The following is a 15,670-nucleotide window of genomic DNA, read 5'->3' as shown; positions in this document are numbered from 1 at the left end:
ATCGGCCTGCGGCCGATACGGCGGGGTAGACATAGAATCTCCTACGAAGAGCCGTCTGGCCACAATGCAACCACCGGTGCAATCGCAGGCGCAGGAAAATCCCTCCCGTCATCCCCCGCTGCCCCCAATCGTCCCCAGGGGGTTACAATCCTGCCCCCCCTTTCAGCTTTTCTTCTCCTCACCGCCCCATGCTCATCTGGAAAGAGCGCGCGCAGCGCCTGATCACCCTCGTCCTCGGCCTGCTGCAGCGCTACCCGCACATCGTCGCCCTGTTCGGCTTCTGTTCCGGGGTGTTCAGCTTCATCATGGTGGACCGCCACCGCGCCGGCTTCGCCCGGGTGATGGCCATCGTCATGCTGGTGAGCTGGGTCTGGCTGATGCTGGAAAACCTGCTCACCGACCGCTTCAAGCGTCGCTTCGGCTGGGAGGTGCCGCCGGGGCTGCTGCGCTACGCGACCCAGCTGATCCACCAGGAAAGCCTGTTCTTCTGCCTGCCGTTCTTCTTCGTCACCACCACCTGGAACAGCGGCCAGGCCCTGTTCACCGGCGCGCTGGCCGTGGCCGGGTTGATGGCGATCACCGATCCGCTCTACTACAAGTGGCTGTCGGTGCGGCGCTGGACCTTCCTCGGCTACCACACCCTGACGCTGTTCGCGGTGCTGCTCACCGCGCTGCCGATCATCCTCCACCTGAGCACGCCGGAAAGTTACCGGCTGGCCCTGGGCATCGCCGTGCTGCTGTCCTTCCCGAGCCTGGCGGTGACGGTGAAGATCCACAAATGGTGGCGCTGGTTCGCCCTGGTAGGCCTGACGCTGTCCATAGGCGCGGTGGGCTGGTTCGCCCGCGCCTGGGTGCCGCCCTCGACCCTGTGGATGACCGAGATGGCGGTGACCGAGAGCTTCGACAACGCCCAGCGCACCCCCGGCGACAGCCTGGAAACCGTGAGCCTCGCGCAGATCAAGAGCCAGGGCCTCTACGCCTACACCGCGATCAACGCGCCGCGCGGGCTCAACGAGCGCATCTACCACGCCTGGCGCCACGAAGGTAAGGAAGTCGACCGCATCGCCCTGGACATCAAGGGCGGCCGCGAAGCCGGCTACCGCGCCTGGACGCACAAGCAGAACTTCCCCAGCGATCCCACCGGACGCTGGCAGGTGCAGGTCCTCACCGAAGCCGGCCAGGTCATCGGTACGCTCCGCTTCGAGGTCACGCCCTGACCCATCGGTTCGCTTGACCCGCCTCGGCGCTTTCCCCTACAAGACCCTCTTCCCAGAACAAAAAGCGCCGAGAGAGTCATGACCGATACCGCCCTGCACCCATTCGACCGCGCCGTCGCCCTGCAACCCGTGGACGGCCAGCCCGGCCTCTACGATGGCCACACCAGCCAGGACTACTGGAACATGGTGGGCCCGTTCGGCGGCATCACCGCGGCCGTCCTCCTGCAGGGCGCGCTGCGCCATCCGCAGCTGCTCGGCAGCCCTCTCTCGCTGACGGTCAACTACGCCAGCGCCGTGGTGGCCGGGGCCTTCCAGGTCCAGGCCACGCCGGTCCGCACCAACCGTTCCACCCAGCACTGGCTGCTGCAGCTGACCCAGGTCGACGAGAACGGCGAGCAGCAGGTCACCACCACCGCCACCCTGGTCACCGCCCTGCGCCGCGAAACCTGGAGCCACTCCGACCTGCACATGCCGCAGGCAGCCCCGGCCGCCGAACTGGCGCGGATGACCAACCTCGGCAAGGGCGTGGCCTGGGTGCAACAGTACGAACTGCGCGCCATCAGCGGCGGCATTCCGACCCGCTGGGACGGCGGCGGCGAGCACAGCCGCAGCCAGTTCTGGCTGCGCGACGCCGAGGCCCGCCCGCTGGACTTCCTGTCCCTGGCGGCGATGAGCGACATCTTCTACCCGCGCGTCTGGCTACGCCGTGCTACCCCGGTGCCGGCGGGCACCGTGTCGATCACCACCTATTTCCATACCGACACCGCCCAACTGAGCGAAGCCGGCACCGGCTACCTGCTCGGCGACGCCCGTGGCCAGGCCTTCCGCAACGGTTTCTTCGACCAGACGGCGGAACTGTGGAGCGAGTCGGGCCAACTGCTGGCGACCAGCAATCAGATCGTCTACTACAAGGAATAAACCCCAAGCCTTCTTTTGTAGCGAGCTTGCTGCTACGAAGAGCCCTATGAAAAAGCCCGGCACTTGGCCGGGCTTTTTCATAGGCTGCGAGAAGGCTCAGACCTTCTTCACGAACTCCGACTTCAGCTTCATCGCGCCGATGCCGTCGATCTTGCAGTCGATGTCGTGGTCGCCGTCCACCAGGCGGATGTTCTTCACCTTGGTGCCGACCTTCACCACCAGGGACGAACCCTTGACCTTCAGGTCCTTGATCACGGTCACGGTATCGCCGTCCTGCAGCAGGTTGCCGACCGAGTCCTTGATCACGCGGGCATCGCCCTCGGCCTCGGCCGCGCCGTCGGCGGACCACTCGTGGGCGCACTCCGGGCAGATCAGCAGGGTGCCGTCTTCATAGGTGTATTCGGAGTTGCATTTCGGGCAGGCAGGCAAGGTGCTCACGGCGATTCTCACATTGAAACGGTTGAAAGACCGCAGAGTATATAAGGTTTAACTCCTGTCTGTCGGCCACAGGAGAGTAGTGGGTCATTTCCTTGCCTGTGAGAACGTTTCGGAAAACTCCCGATCACCCTCGGAACCTCTACCATTTCCGCCCCGTCAACGCGCGACAAAGCTGGCCGGCTTCGGTCAGCCATAGCGGCGGCGCCGGTTCTGCATCCGGGTATCTTGCGCAGGCGATCACTCGCCCGGGCTCCTCAGGGCTGCAACTGGCTGAGATAGGCCGTCAGAGCGGCGATGTCCGCATCACTGAGTGCCGCCGCCACGCCGAGCATGGGTGAACCCGCCCGGCTGGGGTCCTTGTCCCGGTAGCGCTGCAGGGCGTGATTCAGGTATTGCCCGGGCTGGCCGGCGATGCGCGGAATGCCGTCGTGGCCCAGGGCGGCGGCACCGTGGCAGGCGGCGCAGACAGTACCGAAGCGCTGCGCGCCCTGTTCCACCAGCGCCGCGTCCAGCGGGTCGGTGGCGGGTCTGGGGTGGACCTGCTGCTGGCTGAAATAGAAGGCGATGTTCACCCGCTCATCGAGCGTCAGCAACTTCGCGGCCTGGTTCATCACGAAGTCGGTGCGCTGGCCGGTCACGTACTTTTCGAAGGCGTCGAACAGGTATTGCGGGTTCTGCCCGGCGAGGTTGGGGATGTAGTCGCGCTTGCTGTTACCGTCTTCGCCGTGGCACTTGCTGCACAGCAGGATGCGCTCCTGCGCCGCGGCATAAGACTGTTCCCGCGCGGCGGGGTCTTTCTCCAGGGCGTTGAGCCGGTCCATCATCTCCGATGCCTGCGCGGTCGCGCACAACAGCACCCACAGCAGAACGACTCTCCCCATCGTGCACCCATGCTCAGTCTTCCCAGCATGGAACATAGAGGCTTTCTGAAGGAAGTTTCCGACTCAGATCAAGCAAACGTACAAATCGTGCGGACAAAAAAAGGGGAGCATCGTGCTCCCCTGGGGACTGAACCTTAAAGACCCGTCTGTCCTTGGTCAGCCTTCAATTTCAACCAGGATCTCACCGGGGTTGACCCGGTCGCCCTTGGCTACGTGGATGGCCTTCACGGTGCCGGCGATGCCCGCCTGCACCTCGGTTTCCATCTTCATCGCTTCGGTGATCAGCACGGCCTGGCCGGCCTTGACGCTGTCGCCTTCCTTGACCAGCACATCGACGATGTTGCCCGGCATGGTGGTGCTGACATGGCCCGGCTCGCTGGCCTGCTTGCGCTTGTTGCCGCCGCCGCCGATGAACTCGTTGAGCGGTTCGAACACCACCTCTTCCGGCATGCCATCCACCGACAGATAGAAGTGGCGCTTGCCGTCGGTCTTCACGCCGACGCCGGTGATGTCCACGCGGTAGCTCTCGCCGTGCACGTCGACCACGAACTCGGTCGGCACGCCTTCACCGCCGGCGGCGGCGACGCCCTTGCCGTTGGGGATGGGCAGCAGTTCTTCGGGTTTCAGGGTGCCGGCGGCGCGCTCCTCGAGGAACTTGCGGCCGATGTCCGGGAACATGGCGAAGGTCAGCACGTCCTCTTCGGACTTGGCCAGGCTGCCGATCTCTTCGCGCAGCTTGTTCAGCTCCGGCTTGAGCAGGTCGGCCGGGCGCACGTCGATCACTTCCTCGTTGCCGATGGCCTGGCGGCGAAGTGCTTCGTCGATGGTACCCGGCGCCTTGCCGTAGCGGCCCTGCAGGTAGAGCTTCACCTCGTTGGTGATGGTCTTGTAGCGTTCGCCGGCCAGCACGTTGAAGAACGCCTGGGTGCCGACGATCTGCGAGGTCGGGGTGACCAGGGGCGGGAAGCCGAGGTCTTCGCGAACTCGCGGAATCTCAGCCAGCACTTCCGACATGCGGTTCAGCGCGCCCTGTTCCTTGAGCTGGTTGGCCAGGTTGGAAATCATCCCGCCCGGAACCTGGTTGACCTGCACGCGGGTATCCACGCCGGTGAACTCGCTCTCGAACTGGTGGTACTTCTTGCGCACGGCGTGGAAGTACATGCCGATTTCCTGGATCAGTTCCAGGTCAAGCCCGGTGTCGAAAGGAGTGTCGCGCAGGGCGGCGACCATCGACTCGGTGCCCGGGTGGCTGGTGCCCCAGGCCATGCTGGAGATGGCGGTGTCGATGCGGTCGGCGCCGTTCTCCACGGCTTTCAGCTGGCACATGCTGGCCACGCCGGCGGTGTCATGGGAGTGCACGACCACGTCCAGCGGCAGCGCATCCTTCAGCGCCTTGACCAGCTCGCCGGTGGCATAGGGGGTCAGCAGACCGGCCATGTCCTTGATGGCGATGGAGTCCACGCCCATGTCCGCCATGGCGCGCCCCTGGGCGACGAAGGCCTCGATGGTGTGCACCGGGCTGGTGGTGTAGCAGATAGTGCCCTGGGCGTGCTTGCCGGCGGCCTTCACCGCCTCGATGGAGACGCGCAGGTTACGCACGTCGTTCATCGCGTCGAAGATGCGGAACACGTCGATGCCGTTGACCGCCGCCTTGGCGACGAAGGCACGCACCACGTCATCGCTGTAGTGGCGGTAGCCGAGCAGGTTCTGCCCGCGCAGGAGCATCTGCAGGCGGGTGTTGGGCAGCGCGGCCTTGAGCTTGCGCAGGCGCTCCCACGGGTCTTCCTTGAGGAAGCGCACGCAGGCGTCGAAGGTGGCGCCGCCCCAGACTTCCAGCGACCAGTAGCCGACCCGGTCGAGCTTGTCGCAGATGGGAAGCATGTCTTCGGTGCGCATCCGGGTCGCCAGCAGCGACTGGTGGGCGTCGCGCAGGATGGTATCGGTGACGGTGACTTTCTTGGCAACGGTCATTGAAGTGATCCTCACAGGCCAGCGTGGGCGGCAATGGCGGTGGCGATGGCGATGGCCAGGTGCGACGGGGTGCGCTTGATGGAGTATTCGGTCAGTTCCGGATGGCTCTCGACGAAGCTGGTGTTGAACTGGCCGCTACGGAATTCCGGGTTCTTGAGGATTTCCTGGTAGTAGGCCGCGGTGGTCTTCACGCCCTGCACGCGCATGTCGTCCAGCGCACGCAGGCCACGGTCCAGCGCCTCTTCCCAGGTCAGTGCCCAGACCACCAGCTTCAGGCACATCGAGTCGTAGTACGGCGGGATGGTGTAGCCGGTGTAGATCGCCGTGTCGGTGCGCACGCCGGGGCCGCCGGGCGCGTAGTAGCGAGTGATCTTGCCGAAGGACGGCAGGAAGTTGTTCTTCGGGTCTTCGGCGTTGATGCGGAACTGCAGGGCGAAACCACGGTGGATGATGTCTTCCTGCTTGACCGAGAGCGGCAGGCCGGAGGCCACGCGGATCTGCTCGCGGACGATGTCGATGCCGGTGATTTCCTCGGTGATGGTGTGCTCCACCTGCACGCGGGTGTTCATCTCCATGAAGTACACCTCGCCATCGGCGAGCAGGAACTCCACGGTGCCGGCGTTCTCGTAGCCCACGGCCTTGGCCGCGCGTACGGAGAGGTCGCCGATGTAGGCGCGCTGCTCGGGGGTGAGCTGCGGGCTGGGGGCGATCTCGATGAGCTTCTGGTTGCGACGCTGGATCGAGCAGTCGCGCTCGAACAGGTGCACGGTGTTGCCGAAGGAGTCGGCCAGCACCTGGGCTTCGATGTGCTTGGGATTGACGATGCACTTCTCGAGGAAGACTTCCGCGCTGCCGAAAGCCTTGGTGGCCTCGGAGATCACGCGGGGGAAGTTCTGCTCCAGCTCGGCGCGCGAGTTGCAGCGACGAATGCCGCGACCGCCACCGCCGGAGGTGGCCTTGAGCATCACCGGATAGCCGATGCGCTCGGCTTCGGAGACGGCTTCGGCCAGATCGGCGACGTTGCCTTCGGTGCCGGGGGTGCAGGGCACGCCGGCGGCGATCATGCTGCGGCGCGCTTCGGTCTTGTCGCCCATGCGGCGGATCACTTCCGCCGACGGGCCGATGAACTTGATCCCGCGCTCGACGCAGATTTCCGCCAGCTCCGCGTTCTCGGAGAGGAAGCCGTAGCCCGGATGCAGGGCATCGCAGCCGGTCTCCACCGCCAGGTTCACCAGGGCGCGCGGGTTGAGGTAACCGGACAGCGGATCGGTACCGATGCTGTGCGCTTCGTCGGCACGCTTGACGTGCAGGGCGTGGCGGTCGGCGTCGGCATAGACAGCCACCGAACGGATGCCCATCTCGGCACAGGCGCGCACGATCCGGACAGCGATTTCCCCACGGTTGGCGATCAGGATTTTCTTGATCACTACGGCTTTCCCTCGGCCCGGGCCTTGTGGACCCCGGCGTAAAAAACCAATCGGCAGCTCCGGCACTGGCAGCTGGATATGTGGGCCGGAGCGGGTTCCGGCATGTTTTTACCCTAGCGCGGGAGGGAGGATTAACCAAAATCAATAATTATTGGGGTAGCCATAAAGAATGATTTATAGTTGCCGAAATAAAGCCGCCAAGAGACCGCGATCGATGCGTAAGTCGTTGATGCGTATGACCCTTCGCCAACTGCAGGTTTTCCGTGCGGTGTGCGAAAGCCGTTCCTACAGCCGGGCGGCGGAGGAAATGGCCCTGACCCAGCCGGCGGTCAGCCTGCAGATTCGCCAGTTGGAAGAACTGGTCGGCCAGCCGCTGTTCGAGTACATCGGCAAGAAGCTCTACCAGACCGATGCCGCCGACGCCCTGCTGCGCGCCACCAACGACATCTTCCAGCGCCTGGAAGTGCTGGACATGAACCTCTCCGACCTCAAGGGCTCGCTGCAGGGCCAGCTGCGCCTGGCGGTGGAGTCCAGCGCCAAGTACATCACCCCGCATCTGTTCGCCGCCTTCCAGGCGCAGCACCCGGACGTCAGCCTGAACCTCACGGTGGTCAACCGCGCCCAGGTGATCAAGCGCCTGTCGGACAACCGCGACGACCTGGTGATCATGTCCCTGGTGCCGCAGGACATGGCGCTGGAATTCCTGCCCTTCCTGAACAACCCCATTGTGGCCGTGGCACCGCCGGACCATCCGCTGTGCAACGCCGCGAAGCTCTCGCTGAAGGACCTGGAACCCTACCCGCTACTGATCCGCGAGCCGGGCTCGGGCACGCGCAAGGCCTGCGAGGAACACTTCCAGCAGAAGCGCGCGCACTTCCCGCAGACGCTGGAATTCGCCTCGCTGGAGGGTTCACGCGAAGGGGTGCTGGCGGGCCTGGGCCTGGCGCTGCTGCCGCGCCACGCGGTGAGCCGCGAACTGCAATCCGGGCTGCTGCACGAATTGCCGGTGGAAGAGTTGCCGCTCTACCGCAGCTGGTGTCTGGTGCACGCCCGCGGCAAGCGCCTGAGTCCGGTGGCCCAGGCGTTCGTCGCCTTCATCCGCGAAGAGCGGGCGCTGATCAGCCAGCTGGCCGAACGCTTCGCCGGCCCGCCTTCGCCGAAGTGAGGTAGGCGACGGCGATCAGATCGGGGTAATCGGAGGTTTCCAGGGCGAGGCGTTGCGCCTCCACACGGTCCTCGATGGCGCGTCGGAACTGCATGCGTCGCTGGTCTTCGAGCTTGCGACGGGTCTTGCTGTCCACTTGGAGCTGGGTGTCGTCGATATGGCGGGGCATCTCGCATCTCCCAAGGCCGAAGGGCTGGAGACGCCAGCATGCTGACGACGGATGACCGTTTGACGACGCGACGGTAAAGCGCCGACGAGTGGTCGGAGTCGTGCCGATTGTCGGATCGGCGAGGAGCCTTTGATCTTCGTAGGAGCGAGCTTGCTCGCGAACCACCCACCGTGGGAGGTCCCGATCGACGCTCGCGAGCAAGCTCGCTCCTACGGAAAAACCTAGGGAAAAGCGCTTAGGACGCCTCTTCCGGACGTTCCTCGTGGCTCTTCACCACTTTCGGCGACAGACGCAGGCTGCGCAGGCTGCGCTTCACGCTCTTCAGGTGATTGACCAGGTCCGGGCCACGGGCCATCGCCACGCCCATCGCCAGCACGTCGATCACCACCAGGTGGGCGATCCGCGAGGTCAGCGGGGTGTAGATGTCGGTGTCTTCGTGCACGTCCACCGCCAGGTTCACCGTGGCCAGGTCCGCCAGCGGGGTCTGGCTGGGGCACAGGGTGATCAGCGTGGCGCCGGCCTCGCGGACGAGATTGGCGGTCACCAGCAGGTCCTTGGAGCGGCCGGACTGGGAGATGCAGATCGCCACGTCCGAGGGCTTCAGGGTCACCGCCGACATGGCCTGCATGTGCGGGTCGGAATAGGCCGCCGCCGAGAGCAGCAGGCGGAAGAACTTGTGCTGGGCATCCGCCGCCACCGCGCCGGACGCGCCAAAGCCGTAGAACTCGACGCGCTGGGCATGGGCGATGGCCGCGATGGCGCGCTCCAGGGCATGAGTGTCGAGGTGCTCGCGCACTTCCATCAGCGAGTGCAGGGTAGTGTCGAAGATCTTCAGGCTGAAGTCCGCCACCGAGTCGCTCTCGTTGATCGAGAACTGGCCGAAGCTGGCACCGGCGGCCAGGCTCTGCGCCAACTTGAGCTTGAGGTCCTGGAAGCCGCTACAGCCAATGGCGCGGCAGAAGCGCACGATGGTCGGCTCGCTGACGCCGACGCCGTGGGCGAGGTCCGCCATGGAGCTGTGCATGACCGATGCAGGATCCTGCATCACGTGATCGGCAACCTTGAGCTCCGACTTGCGGAGCAGATGACGCGACTGGGCAATGTGCTGCAAAAGGTTCACAGGGGTAGGCTCGGTGATGATTGTCTGAGAATTCTGTAGTCTTGTTGTAGTTATACTACAAATCGACTCGCCAAGCCCAGGGAATAAGTCCTTGAACACGCCCGTCAGCGCTAGTCTTCCCAGCTCCTGCGACATTCTGGTATTCGGCGGCAGCGGCGACCTGGCCCTGCACAAGCTGCTGCCGGCGCTCTACCACCTGCACCGGGAGAACCGCCTGCCGGCCGATACGCGGATTTTCGCCCTCGCCCGAGGCAACCGCGACAATGCGTCCTACCTCACCCTGGCCGAACGCAACTGCCGCGCCCAGGTGGCGCGCAACGACTTCTCCACCGAGGCCTGGCGCAGCTTCGCCCAGCGCCTGGAATACCTGTCCATCGACGCCTCGCAGAGCGCCGACTTCGGCCGCCTGCGAACCGCCCTGAAGCGCAGCGAAGGCCGCGTGCTGGTGCATTACCTGGCCACCGCGCCGAGCCTGTTCGTCCCCATTGCGCAGAACCTGAAGATCGCCGGCCTGGCCGGCCCGCTGGCGCGCATCGTGCTGGAGAAGCCGCTGGGCCACTCACTGGAATCGGCGCTGGCGATCAACCAGGCGATCGGCGAGGTGTTCGACGAATCGCGGGTATTCCGCATCGACCACTATCTGGGCAAGGAAACCGTGCAGAACCTGATGGCCCTGCGCTTCGCCAACACGCTGTTCGAACCGGTGTGGCGCAACGGGCACATCGACCACGTGCAGATCACCGTCAGCGAGACCCTGGGCGTGGAGAACCGCGGCGCCTACTACGACCACGCCGGCGCCATGCGCGACATGGTGCAGAACCACCTGCTGCAGCTGCTCTGCCTGGTGACGATGGAGGCGCCGGTGCGCTTCGACGCCGAGGCGGTGCGCAACGAGAAGGTGAAGATCCTCCAGGCGCTCAAACCGATCTCCGGGCAGGACGTGCAGGACAAGACCGTGCGCGGCCAGTACACCGCCGGGCACATCGGCGGGCAGGAGGTTCCGGCCTACTGGTTCGAGAAAAATGTCGACAACGACAGCGATACGGAGACCTTCGTCGCCGTACAGGCCGAGATCGACAACTGGCGCTGGTCCGCCGTGCCGTTCTACCTGCGCACCGGCAAGCGCATGGCGAAGAAGTGCTCGGAGATCGTCATCCAGTTCAAGCCGGCGCCCAACGGTCTGATCGGCGCCGCCAGTACCGCCAACCGCCTGTGGATAAGACTGCAACCGGAGGAGCGCATCAGCGTGCAACTGATGGCCAAGGCGCCGGGCAAGGGCATGCAACTGGAGCCGGTGGAGCTGGACCTGAACCTGGCCCAGGCCTTCAGCCGCAACAAGCGCCGCTGGGACGCCTACGAGCGCCTGCTGCTGGACGTGATCGAGGGCGACTCGACCCTGTTCATGCGCCGCGACGAGGTGGAAGCGGCCTGGCGCTGGATCGACCCGATCATCAAGGGCTGGCAGGAGCACTACCAGAGCCCGCGCCCCTACCCGGCCGGCAGCAACGGGCCGGAGCAGGCGCAGACGCTGCTGGAACTGCAAGGGCGGCGCTGGCTGGAGTGATGCGTTGCGGCTTCATGACTGGCCTGTAGGAGCGAGCTTGCTCGCGAACAAAGCCTACCGGCAGCTCCGGCGCTGGGCGGTTCGCGAGCAAGAACTAGGCGTCCCCCTCGCTCCTACGAAAAGCGGCACTCCGTTGACCTCGCTCAGCACGCGCAAGCCCCGGACTTCCTAGAGTGGCGGCCTTTTTCCCACTACCCGCTGCGCCGCCATGTCCCCCACGCCGTTTTCCCCCGAACTGCTCTGCCCCGCCGGCTCGCTGAAAAGCCTGCGCCACGCCTTCGCCTACGGCGCCGATGCTGTCTACGCCGGCCAGCCGCGCTACAGCCTGCGGGTACGCAACAACGAGTTCGACCACGCCAACCTCGCCACCGGCATCAACGAGGCCCACGCCCAGGGCAAGCGCCTGTATGTGGTGGTGAACATCGCCCCGCACAACGCCAAGCTGAAGACCTTCCTGCAGGACGTGGAGTCGGTGCTCGCCCTTGGCCCGGACGCGCTGATCATGTCCGATCCCGGCCTGATCATGCTGGTTCGCCAGCATTTCCCCGAGGTTGACATCCACCTGTCGGTGCAGGCTAACGCGGTGAACTGGGCCAGCGTGGAGTTCTGGCGCCAGCAGGGGCTCAAGCGGGTGATCCTGTCCCGCGAACTGTCGCTGGAGGAAATCGGCGAGATCCGCGAGCGGGTGCCAGGCATGGAGCTGGAAGTCTTCGTCCATGGCGCGCTGTGCATGGCCTACTCCGGGCGCTGCCTGCTGTCGGGCTACATCAACCGCCGCGACCCCAACCAGGGCACCTGCACCAACGCCTGCCGCTGGGAGTACAAGACCCACGCCGCCCACGAAGACGAACTGGGCCACGCCGTGCGCAACGTCGAGCCGACCCTGGGGCTCGGCGTGCCGACGAAGGACATCTTCCTGCTCGAAGAGGGCAACCGCCCCGGCGAGCTGATGGAGGCCTTCGAGGACGAGCACGGCACCTACATCATGAACTCCAAGGACCTGCGCGCCATCCAGCACGTGCAACGTTTGACGCAGATGGGCGTGCATTCGCTGAAGATCGAGGGTCGGACCAAGTCCCACTACTACGTCGCGCGCACCGCCCAGGCCTACCGCAAGGCCATCGACGACGCCGTCGCCGGGCGCGCCTTCGACCTCGGCCTGATGGACACCCTGGAGTCCCTCGCCCACCGCGGCTACACCGAGGGCTTCCTGCGCCGCCACGTGCACGACGAGTACCAGAACTACCAGTACGGCCACTCGCTGTCCGAGCGCCAGCAGTTCGTTGGCGAGTTCACCGGCGAGCGCCGCCACGGCCTGGCCGAGGTGCGGGTGAAGAACCGCTTCGCGGTGGGCGACAGCATCGAGCTGATGACCCCGGCCGGCAACCGCACCTTCCGCCTGCACGCCCTGGAGAACAACCGGGGAGAATCCATTGGCGTCGCGCCCGGCGACGGCCATGTCATCTACATCCCGGTGCCCGAGGAGCTGGACCTGCAATACGCACTACTGATGCGCAACCTGAACGGCGGCACCACGCGCGATGCACGGGAGCCTGCTGCCGCGGTGGGTGGTTGCGGGAGCGATTGCGGCACCTGCGGGTGTGGCGGGAGCTGACCTGAAGGCATCGCGGACAAGCACACGCAGGAACAGCGGCAGACTGCGGTTCGCCAGCAAGAACTAGGCGTCCCCCTCGTTCCTGAGAGGAGCGGAAACGCCGCGCCTGTTCAGGGATTCTGCAGAAACACCACATACCCCCTGAACCAGGGACTCCGTGCCAGGTAGTCCGGCGCCCGCCACTCCCCGTACTGCGCCAGTCCGATGCGGAACGGCAGCTGCAGCCGCGCCACCTTCGGCAGGTACGCCGCATAGTTGGGAATGGTCTGCCGCCCCTGGTAGGTCTGCACCACCACCTCGTCCACCACGCCGGCCAGGCGGTTGAGGGTTTCCGGCGCGCCGTTGCTGCCCCAGTCCATCAGCCCGGTGATGCTCAGCCGGCAATTGGCCGGCAAGCGCCGGCGCAGGTCTTCGAGGAAATCGACGTATTCGCCCAGGTAGCGGGTGCGCGCGTCGAAGTCGATCTGCACGCCCACCACCGGATTGCCGGCGGCGCGCCAGCGGCGCAGCTGGGCCAGCAGGGTGCGGTAGATATCCTCGTGCCAGCGCAGGGTATGGGCGCGGTAGACCACCCAGACCTCACCCTGCGACAGGCGCGGAATGGCGATGCCCTGGGCGATCAGCCGGGCGCGGCCGTCCTGGTAGCGTGGCGCGCTGACCTGCCCTTGCAGCACGTAGAGCGTGCGCGCCTGGGCCAGCACCGGCTGCGCGGCCACGCCGCTCCACAACCAGAAGGCATCGTGGTCGGCGGCGTTCACCTCGCCCGCGCCAGCCGGGGCGCTGCCCAAGAGCAGCGCCACCCCGACCGCGACAGCCCGCAGCATCGGTTTACCAGTAGTACTTCAGCGCCTTCGCCCAGGGCGTGGCGGCGTACTGGCTCTTGAGGGTGCGGAACCACTGCTTGCGCTGGGACGGGGGGATGTCCTGGCTGCCGCAGCCATTGAAGCCGCTGGGCGCGTAGCAGTTGATCGCACGGAACAGCGCATAGGCGCGGTCGTCTTCGGGCGCCTGCTTGTCGGTGATGACCTTGAGGTAACCGTCCATCCGCGAGTAGGCCGTGCCGGGGAACAGCGATTCGCCGCCGCCCAGTTCGCGTTCGCTGGGCTGGCTGTCCAGCGGGAAGCCATCCAGGCCATTGCGCAGGATGAACTCGCCCAGGCAGTTCAGCGCTTTGGGCGGCCGCGGGTTCTGCAGCAGGTCGCGGGCCACGTCGACGATGGCCGGACATTCGTAGCCGGTGTCGTTCTTGCCGCCCGGCCACTGGAACAGCGTCAGCGGCATGCTGCCGTAGAGATAGCCGATGCTGGCGCCCAGCGGTTTGCTGGTCGGCTCGGCGGGCAGCAGCGCGAGGTCGTCGATGAAGGCCTGGTACTGGCCGTGCAGCAGGTCCTTGTAGAGCAGGGCGAACAGCGCGGTGTCGCGTTCCTCGACCGAGGCCGAGGCGGAGCGCGCCTGCTGGCGCAGCAGGTCGGGGCCGGCGACGTGGCGCAGAAGAATCTCGCGGATGATCGGCGTCTGCACTGGCGATCCCTCGGCGAAGACCTTCACCAGGCGGTCGCTGCGCTCATAGTTGAACGCCAGGGCCAGTTCCAGCTGGTCGTGCTGCAGCGGCTGGCGCACCAGGGGCAGCAGGTGCAGCCAGAGCTTCTCGGCACCCAGCCAGTCGTTGCCGGCCTCCAGGGCGAAGCCGCGCAGGGCCTGTTGGCTGAAGGCGAGGTAGTCGAGTTCCTCGGGAATCTCCTGCGGCAGGCTCTTCAGCGCCTCGGCGGGCTTCTCCTCCACGTACAGGCGGTAGGCCGCGGTCAGGTAGTCGTGCAGCGCCGGCTGGGCGGCGAACAGCTCCTTCTGCGCGGCCAGCCCGGCGCTGTCCAGGGCGCGCGCCTCGTTCGGCTCGTGATGGCGCATCTGGATCAGGTCGAGCACGGCCAGCAGGCGCGGGTCGCGGACGTCCACCGGGTGGGCGGTGACCAGCAGCTTGTTGTCGACTTCCTGAATCAGCGGCCCCAGGTCGGCATCGCGGCGGGCGAACAGCTCGGCATATTCCCCGGCCAGCCGGCCCTCGTCACTCATCAGCCAATACACACGGCGCAGCAGGCCCTTGGCCGAGGCAGCGTACTGGCCCTGTGGATAACGCTTGAGGTAGTCGCCTAGGCTCGCCTCGGCGTTCTTCAGCACGTTCTTGTCGACCTTGCGCAGATCGGGGTAGCCCATGTCGTCGAAGGCGTTCTGCTGGGCCTCGTTGAGCTGGCCACGGGCGACCATGTAGCGGGCGGTTTCCTGCAGCCAGGGCAGGTTGCTGTCCTGCAGCGCGCGGAAGGCCTTGAGCGCCTCGCCGAAGCGCCCGCTGTAGAACTCCGCCGCGCCCTTGAGGTAGGTGGCGAAAGCCTTGCCCTGTGCGGATTTCAGGTCGCCGGGCAGCATCACGGTGAGCTGGGTTTCGTCCCACTGGCAGGCACCGAGCAGAGTCAGGCGCGCACGCGCCAGGCTCTGCCGCTCGTCGGTCGGCAACCCCTCGACGAGCAGCAACTGGCCGAGGAAGTCCTGCACGGTGCCCGCGTTGTTGCTGCGGCAGCGGCTGCCTTCACCGCTGGCAAAGCTGTCTGCGGACTGCGGCAGGCTGTCCGCCGGCAGGCCGATGCGCGCCACCAGGTCGGCCAGCGGCGCGGACGTCTGGGTGCCGTTCGCCGGGCCGTCGGCATCGGCGGAGAGCCCATCGTCGAGCCAGCGCGCCATCGGGAACGGCACCTTGCCGTAACCCAGCTGCTGCTCGTCATCGGAGAGCGGCCGGTCCGCAATGGTCGCCTGCCCGTCGTCGGCCAGCAGCAATTGCAGGTTGATCCGGCTGTCGTTGCCGGGGCTCAGGAACGGCAGGCTGTTGCACAAATCCAGCGTGTCGCGCTTGAGGTTCCAGCTCGGGTAGCAGGCGTCGTCGCTGCTCGCGCGCGCTTCCTGCACGCCAAGGCAGCCAATCGTCAGGGCCAGTAGGGTGAGCAGACGCATGGAGAATCCTTGTCCGTTGGGCCCGCGCAGCGGGCGCGGAAAGTTGGCTCAGGGGAAGAATCTTACCTCGCACTCCCCACACTTGCGCGCTTCCGTCACGGCAAACTGTAAACGCGAACTACCGCACGCCAGAGCCTGCGACACGTTGTCCAGCTGGGGGCTTGTTTGTTCCGGCTCAAAGAAGA

13 protein-coding genes are annotated in these 15,670 nt (G+C 65.9%); 5 read left to right on the top strand and 8 right to left on the bottom strand.

Features of this window, described 5'->3' with window-relative positions:
- The first annotated feature begins 188 nt into the window (after window positions 1-188).
- Together ACYCAX_RS22655 and ACYCAX_RS22650 are read left to right on the top strand one after the other, a co-directional pair.
- Window positions 189-1,217, top strand: coding sequence for a DUF5924 family protein (locus tag ACYCAX_RS22655; RefSeq protein WP_460248887.1), 1,029 nt, complete (start codon window positions 189-191; stop codon window positions 1,215-1,217).
- Between the two features lie 78 nt (window positions 1,218-1,295).
- Window positions 1,296-2,135 carry an acyl-CoA thioesterase gene (locus ACYCAX_RS22650; protein ID WP_015479642.1) on the top strand — a complete coding sequence of 280 codons (840 nt, stop codon included), beginning with the start codon at window positions 1,296-1,298 and terminating at the stop codon, window positions 2,133-2,135.
- A gap of 96 nt (window positions 2,136-2,231) precedes the next feature.
- On the opposite strand, the gene ACYCAX_RS22645 is transcribed toward ACYCAX_RS22650, so the two are convergent.
- From ACYCAX_RS22645 to ACYCAX_RS22630, 4 genes are all read right to left on the bottom strand, one after another.
- Window positions 2,232-2,573, bottom strand: a complete 342-nt coding sequence (locus ACYCAX_RS22645; RefSeq protein WP_015479643.1) for a zinc ribbon domain-containing protein YjdM — start codon at window positions 2,571-2,573, stop codon at window positions 2,232-2,234.
- Between the two features lie 254 nt (window positions 2,574-2,827).
- A complete protein-coding gene (locus tag ACYCAX_RS22640; protein ID WP_460248885.1) occupies window positions 2,828-3,454 on the bottom strand; it encodes a c-type cytochrome in 627 nt (208 codons plus the stop codon).
- 156 nt (window positions 3,455-3,610) lie between these two features.
- On the bottom strand, window positions 3,611-5,425 hold the full coding sequence (gene oadA / locus ACYCAX_RS22635) for a sodium-extruding oxaloacetate decarboxylase subunit alpha (protein WP_015479645.1): 1,815 nt from the start codon (window positions 5,423-5,425) through the stop codon (window positions 3,611-3,613).
- Window positions 5,426-5,436: 11 nt separating this feature from the next.
- On the bottom strand, window positions 5,437-6,852 hold the full coding sequence (locus ACYCAX_RS22630) for an acetyl-CoA carboxylase biotin carboxylase subunit (protein WP_015479646.1): 1,416 nt from the start codon (window positions 6,850-6,852) through the stop codon (window positions 5,437-5,439).
- Between the two features lie 229 nt (window positions 6,853-7,081).
- On the opposite strand from ACYCAX_RS22630, the gene ACYCAX_RS22625 reads away from it, so the two are divergent.
- A complete protein-coding gene (locus tag ACYCAX_RS22625) occupies window positions 7,082-8,017 on the top strand; it encodes a LysR family transcriptional regulator (RefSeq protein WP_086009636.1) in 936 nt (311 codons plus the stop codon).
- On the opposite strand, the gene ACYCAX_RS22620 is transcribed toward ACYCAX_RS22625, so the two are convergent.
- Both ACYCAX_RS22620 and hexR read right to left on the bottom strand, forming a co-directional pair.
- Window positions 7,971-8,186, bottom strand: a complete 216-nt coding sequence (locus tag ACYCAX_RS22620) for a PA3496 family putative envelope integrity protein (RefSeq protein WP_294971169.1) — start codon at window positions 8,184-8,186, stop codon at window positions 7,971-7,973. The two genes, ACYCAX_RS22625 and ACYCAX_RS22620, sit on opposite strands and share 47 nt — an antisense overlap.
- Before the next feature lie 235 nt (window positions 8,187-8,421).
- A complete protein-coding gene (hexR, locus tag ACYCAX_RS22615; RefSeq protein ID WP_041712277.1) occupies window positions 8,422-9,306 on the bottom strand; it encodes a transcriptional regulator HexR in 885 nt (294 codons plus the stop codon).
- A gap of 91 nt (window positions 9,307-9,397) precedes the next feature.
- On the opposite strand from hexR, the gene zwf reads away from it, so the two are divergent.
- Window positions 9,398-10,870 (top strand): glucose-6-phosphate dehydrogenase, encoded by a 1,473-nt coding sequence (gene zwf, locus ACYCAX_RS22610; RefSeq protein WP_460248884.1) that lies wholly within the window; start codon window positions 9,398-9,400, stop codon window positions 10,868-10,870.
- Window positions 10,871-11,078: 208 nt separating this feature from the next.
- Entirely contained in the window at window positions 11,079-12,485 is a 1,407-nt protein-coding gene (gene trhP, locus ACYCAX_RS22605; protein ID WP_294971160.1) for a prephenate-dependent tRNA uridine(34) hydroxylase TrhP, read from the top strand.
- Between the two features lie 110 nt (window positions 12,486-12,595).
- On the opposite strand, the gene ACYCAX_RS22600 is transcribed toward trhP, so the two are convergent.
- Window positions 12,596-13,309 (bottom strand): DUF3142 domain-containing protein, encoded by a 714-nt coding sequence (locus tag ACYCAX_RS22600; protein ID WP_015479652.1) that lies wholly within the window; start codon window positions 13,307-13,309, stop codon window positions 12,596-12,598.
- A gap of 4 nt (window positions 13,310-13,313) precedes the next feature.
- Window positions 13,314-15,485, bottom strand: a complete 2,172-nt coding sequence (locus ACYCAX_RS22595) for an outer membrane assembly lipoprotein YfiO (protein ID WP_294971156.1) — start codon at window positions 15,483-15,485, stop codon at window positions 13,314-13,316.
- Window positions 15,486-15,670 lie beyond the last annotated feature (185 nt).

It is taken from the genome of Pseudomonas sp. MT3 (assembly GCF_054720805.1).
The sequence above is the reverse complement of the archived record's forward strand: the minus strand, read 5'-3'. Positions and strand labels throughout refer to the sequence as shown.

What these genes read in the sequence shown, in the direction of transcription:
- ACYCAX_RS22655 (WP_460248887.1), top strand. Translation starts at nt 189, where the DNA reads ATGCTCATCTGGAAAGAGCGCGCGCAGCGCCTGATCACCCTCGTCCTC.
- ACYCAX_RS22650 (WP_015479642.1), top strand. Translation starts at nt 1,296, where the DNA reads ATGACCGATACCGCCCTGCACCCATTCGACCGCGCCGTCGCCCTGCAA.
- ACYCAX_RS22640 (WP_460248885.1), bottom strand. Translation starts at nt 3,454, where the DNA reads ATGGGGAGAGTCGTTCTGCTGTGGGTGCTGTTGTGCGCGACCGCGCAG.
- oadA (WP_015479645.1), bottom strand. Translation starts at nt 5,425, where the DNA reads ATGACCGTTGCCAAGAAAGTCACCGTCACCGATACCATCCTGCGCGAC.
- ACYCAX_RS22625 (WP_086009636.1), top strand. Translation starts at nt 7,082, where the DNA reads ATGCGTATGACCCTTCGCCAACTGCAGGTTTTCCGTGCGGTGTGCGAA.
- ACYCAX_RS22620 (WP_294971169.1), bottom strand. Translation starts at nt 8,186, where the DNA reads ATGCCCCGCCATATCGACGACACCCAGCTCCAAGTGGACAGCAAGACC.
- trhP (WP_294971160.1), top strand. Translation starts at nt 11,079, where the DNA reads ATGTCCCCCACGCCGTTTTCCCCCGAACTGCTCTGCCCCGCCGGCTCG.
- ACYCAX_RS22600 (WP_015479652.1), bottom strand. Translation starts at nt 13,309, where the DNA reads ATGCTGCGGGCTGTCGCGGTCGGGGTGGCGCTGCTCTTGGGCAGCGCC.
- ACYCAX_RS22595 (WP_294971156.1), bottom strand. Translation starts at nt 15,485, where the DNA reads ATGCGTCTGCTCACCCTACTGGCCCTGACGATTGGCTGCCTTGGCGTG.